This window comes from Streptomyces apricus, from assembly GCF_008369065.1.
GTDB classification, from domain to species: Bacteria; Actinomycetota; Actinomycetes; order Streptomycetales; family Streptomycetaceae; genus Streptomyces; species Streptomyces apricus.
On sequence record NZ_VDFC01000046.1, the window covers coordinates 237496 to 241556 of the forward strand.

The following is a 4061-nucleotide window of genomic DNA, read 5'->3' on the forward strand; positions in this document are numbered from 1 at the left end:
CCCCGAGCTGGTACGACGTCTCCCCTATGGCCGCCGCCCCGCCCGCCCGGTCCTGCGGCGCCTCGCTCAGCATCGACTCGTACGCGCCGAAGAGCGTGATCTCCAGGCCGAAGCCGAGCATCACGAACCCGGCCAGCAGCAGCGGGGCGTTGTCCTCGGAGCCCATCGCCGTCAGCGTGACGACCGCCGCGGCGGTGAGGCAGAACCCGGAGCAGACCATGGTCCGCGGCCCGAAGCGCTGCAGGGTCTTCGCCCCGGCCAGTCCGGCGGCCATCGCCGCGACGGTCAGCGGCAGCAGCCGCAGCCCGGTCTCCAGCGGGGAGAGCCGCAGCACCAGTTGCAGGTACTGCGCGGCGATCAGTTCGAGCCCGACCAGCGCGAGCATCGCCAGCACGATGCAGCCGACGGAGGTACTGAAGGCGGGCCGCGCGAACATCGTCAGGTCGACCAGCGGATGGCGCCGGCGCCGCTGGCGCCGTACGAAGGCGACGAGGAGTCCGGCCCCCGCCAGCAGCGGCACCGCGGTGAGGACGCTCAGCGCGCCCTCGCCGCCGCCGAGCCGCTTCACCCCGAGGACGAGGGCGAAGAGACCGGCCGCGGCGGTCAGCGCGCCGACGACGTCCCACGGCCCGTCGCGCTCACCCGTCGACTCGGGCAGCAGCAGCCGGCCGACGGGGAGACTGACCAGCATCAGCGGGATGTTGACGAGGAAGACCGAGCCCCACCAGAAGTGTTCGAGGAGGAACCCGCCGAGCAGCGGTCCGACGGCCGCGCCCACCGCGGCGACGGCGCTCCAGACGCCGATCGCGAGCGCCCGCTCGCGCCGGTCGGGGAAGACCTGCCGCAGGATGGAGAGCGTCGCGGGCATGATCATCGCGCCGCCGACGCCGAGCAGGGCGCGGGCCGCGATCAGCACCTCCGCGCTGCCGGCGAAGGCCGCGAGGGCGGAGGCGACGCCGAAGAGGGCGTATCCGAGGAGCAGGACGCGTCTGCGGCCGACGCGGTCGCCCAGCGTGCCGAAGAGGATGAGCAGCGAGGCGCAGACGAGCGGGTAGACGTCGACGATCCAGAGCAGTTCCATCGCGCCGGGCGTGAGGTCCTCGGTGACGGCGGGCACCGCGACATGGAGCACCGTGGCGTCGACGGCGACCAGGAGCAGGCTGACGCACAGCACCACGAGGACGACCCAGCGGTTTGCACCGGCCCCGGTCTCCCGACGGCGACGCGCGGCGGCCGTGGTCGTCCCGGACATGTACGTACCTCCCAGATGTTCCCTCGCGTCCGGCGGATCCGCTGGGTGGGGACTCCCTGCGGCTGCGGCTCGGGGAGCGGTGTCCCGGCCCACGCAACAAAGGCGAGTGAGACGTCAGAGTACGCGAGTTCCCTCCGATGCCGGGTGGCGGACCTCTCACGTTCTTCCTGCAGGCGTGTGGTGTGCGCCACGCCTGCCCGCACCGGCCGCGGGTGCGCCGGCCGGGACCTGCCGGGCCGCACGGACGCGGGCGCCCCGATAATCGGGCCCGTGACCGATCTCGCGACGCCCGTCGCCGCCCCGCGCCCGCGGCCGTCCTGGCGCCGTGCCGCGCCCGCCCTCCTCGGGTACGCGGCGGTGCGCGCGCTGGGCCTGCTGGTGCTCGCGGTGTGGAGCGCCGCCCGGGACGAGAGCCCGGTGCGCCTGCTCTCCGCGCGCTGGGACTCCCTCTGGTACACGAGGGTCGCCGAGCTGGGGTACGGCTACGAGGTGCGGCTGCCGGACGGCGACGTGCACTCGAACCTCGCCTTCTTCCCCCTGCTGCCCTGGCTGGAGCGGGCGGGGGCGGCGCTCTCCCCTCTCTCCCACGCCGAGGCGGGCCTGCTGGTGAGCGCGGTCGCCTCGCTCGCCGCGGCCTGGGGGATCTTCGCGGTCGCGGACCATGTGTACGGGTCCCGCGCCGGGGTCTGCGCCGTGCTGCTGTGGGCCGTGCTGCCCGTCGGGATCGTGCAGTCGATGGCGTACAGCGAGTCGTTGTTCACCGCGCTCGCGGCCTGGTCGCTGTACGCGGTGCTGACCGGCCGCTGGCTCACCGCGGGCCTGCTCGCCTCGCTGGCCGGGCTGACCCGCCCGGTGGGCGCGGCGGTCGTCGCCGCCGTATGGGTGACGGCCGTCGCCTCTTTCGTGCGGGAGCGGGGCGCGCCGGCCGGGGACGGCGCTCCCCGGTGGCGGCGCGCCCTGGCGATGCTGGTCGCGCCCCTCGGCGCGGCCGGCTACGTCCTGTGGGTCGGCCACCGCACGGGCGGCGGTCCGCTGGGCTACCTCGACGTCCAGGCCGGCTGGCGCAACGGCTTCGACGGCGGGTACGCGTTCGCCCGGTTCGTCGCAGGGAAGTTCACGGCGTTCCCGTCGGCCCTGGCCGGAGTCGGACTGGTCGTCGGCGTCGTCCTGCTCGGACGGCTGTACGCGGCCGGTGTGCGGCAGCGGCAGCCGCTGCCGCTCCTGGTGTACACGGGGACCGTCACCCTGCTCGCGTTGTGCGCGTCGAGCTACTTCGGCTCGAAACCGCGTCTCCTGTTGCCCGCCTTCCCCCTTCTGCTGCCGCTCGCCCTGGCCCTCGCGAAGCTGCGTACGTCCAGGTCGGCGTGGGTGCTGGGGGGTGTGGCGGTGGCGTCGGCGGTGTACGGCGCCTTCTGGCTGAACGGCTCGGGGCCGCCCTGATCACTCTCGGTGGCCGGTGAGCGCCGGGAGACGTCCGCGCGAGCATTCGGTGAACGAATTCATAAGGGCCATAAAACTGCGCTCCGGAATGATCAATCGAATTGAAGGAAGAGCGGACGGCTGATTCCTTAATCCATGGCGATAAACCACCTCCTGAGAGCTTTCCCACATCACATCGTCATCACAAAGACGGTGCTTCGCCCTTGAACACAGCTCACTCGCTGTAACGTCGATTGGGTGCGTACCGAACGAGAGCTGACTCGCCTGGACCGGGTCTTCGCCCGGCTGGACCGTGAGCCGGAACGACCGGCCCACATCGACGTGCCCCGGATGAGCCGGCACCGGGTGGTCCTCTTCGCGTCCACGCTCGCCTTCTACGCGGCCATCGTGTGGGCCGTCGTGATCACGTCGTGGCTGGTCCGGCTCGACTGGCAGGTCATGTTCTTCCGGCCGTACCAGCAGTGGCCGGAGATCCACGCGTTCCTCGACTACTACGTGGTGCTGGGCCAGCGCGGCCCCACCGCCGTGATGATCGCGGCCTGGCTGGGCTGGCGCTCCTGGCGGCAGCACACCCTGCGCCCGCTGCTCACGCTGGGCGCGTCCCTGCTGCTGCTGAACCTCACGGTGGGCGCCGCCAAGCTGAGCATGGGCCGCCTCGGACCGCACTACGCCACCAGCGTCGGCTCGAACGAGATGTGGCTGGGCGGCGACATATTTCCTTCGGGCCACACCGCCAACGCCGTGGTGACCTGGGGCATCCTCGCCTATCTGGCCTCGACGCCGCGGGCCCGCCGCTGGCTGTCGGCCTTCTCCGCGGTGGTCTCCCTCGGGGTCGGCCTGACCACCGTGTACCTGGGCACGCACTGGCTGAGCGACGTGGTGCTCGGCTGGGCCGCCGGTCTGCTGATCCTGCTGGCGCTGCCCTGGTGCGAGCCGCTGATCGCACGCGCCGAGGACATGATCTTCGACCTGCGCGACTCCTGGCGCGACCGGCGTCGCGGCCGGGCCCCGGTGCCGGTCACGCCGGTGGAGGTGCCCGGTGCGCTCTCGCCGATCGGCGGCGCGGCCGTCACCGCGGCCGGCGATCCGACCGGGGGTCAGGAGCCGGTCGTACGGGAGCCGGTGGCCACGTCACGGCCGGTCCGGCCGCAGGGTCACCTCGCGCCCGGGCCGCACCTGTCCCGCTCGGAGCGGACGCCGGTGACGCCGCTCGGCAGCCGCCGACCGCCGCAGTCGGACCGAGTGACACGTGGCACCACGTCCCCCCGCCCCGTAACGGGCGCCTGAGCCCAGCCCCTTCAGGGGCGCGGGGAACTGCGCGCTCAGCCCCCACCGGCCCCTGCGTTCGTATCTGCGGGGCGGTGGGGGC

The 4061-nt window shown here is 73.0% G+C and carries 3 protein-coding genes; 2 read left to right on the forward strand and 1 reads right to left on the reverse strand.

Features of this window, described 5'->3' with window-relative positions; genetic code table 11:
* On the reverse strand, positions 1-1252 hold a 1252-nt coding region (locus FGF04_RS21110), incomplete at its 3' end, for an MFS transporter (RefSeq protein WP_149513748.1).
* Between the two features lie 270 nt (positions 1253-1522).
* On the opposite strand from FGF04_RS21110, the gene FGF04_RS21115 reads away from it, so the two are divergent.
* Both FGF04_RS21115 and FGF04_RS21120 read left to right on the forward strand, forming a co-directional pair.
* Positions 1523-2692: a glycosyltransferase family 39 protein gene (locus FGF04_RS21115; RefSeq protein ID WP_188114164.1), complete on the forward strand. Its 1170-nt coding sequence runs from the start codon at positions 1523-1525 to the stop codon at positions 2690-2692.
* Positions 2693-2929: 237 nt separating this feature from the next.
* On the forward strand, positions 2930-3979 hold the full coding sequence (locus tag FGF04_RS21120) for a phosphatase PAP2 family protein (RefSeq protein ID WP_149512880.1): 1050 nt from the start codon (positions 2930-2932) through the stop codon (positions 3977-3979).
* The last annotated feature ends 82 nt before the right edge of the window (positions 3980-4061 follow it).